At 53.6% G+C, this 291-nt stretch carries 1 rRNA gene; it reads left to right on the top strand.

Annotated features, from left to right (window positions below):
• A 23S ribosomal RNA gene (locus DPV74_RS41910) occupies window positions 1–291 on the top strand; the annotation flags it as partial.

The raw sequence follows: 291 nt of genomic DNA, 5'->3' as shown, positions 1-291 counted from the left end.
CAGAAATGCGTAGCTGATGGGAAGCAGGTCAATATTCCTGCACCATTGTTAGATGCGATGGGGGGACGGATCGCGGAAGGTTGTCCGGGTGTTGGAAGTCCCGGTCGCTGCATTGGAGAAGGCACTTAGGCAAATCCGGGTGCGCAATTCAAGGGTGTGGCGCGAGCTTCTTCGGAAGCGAAGCAATTGGAAGTGGTTCCAAGAAAAGCCTCTAAGCTTCAGTCTAACGATGACCGTACCGCAAACCGACACAGGTGGGCGAGATGAGTATTCTAAGGCGCTTGAGAGAAC

The organism is Burkholderia sp. HAN2018 (genome assembly GCF_024704855.1).
In the GTDB taxonomy this organism is placed as follows: domain Bacteria; phylum Pseudomonadota; class Gammaproteobacteria; order Burkholderiales; family Burkholderiaceae; genus Burkholderia; species Burkholderia cepacia.
Note: the sequence above shows the minus strand (reverse complement) of the source record. Positions and strands in the feature narration are given on the sequence as shown.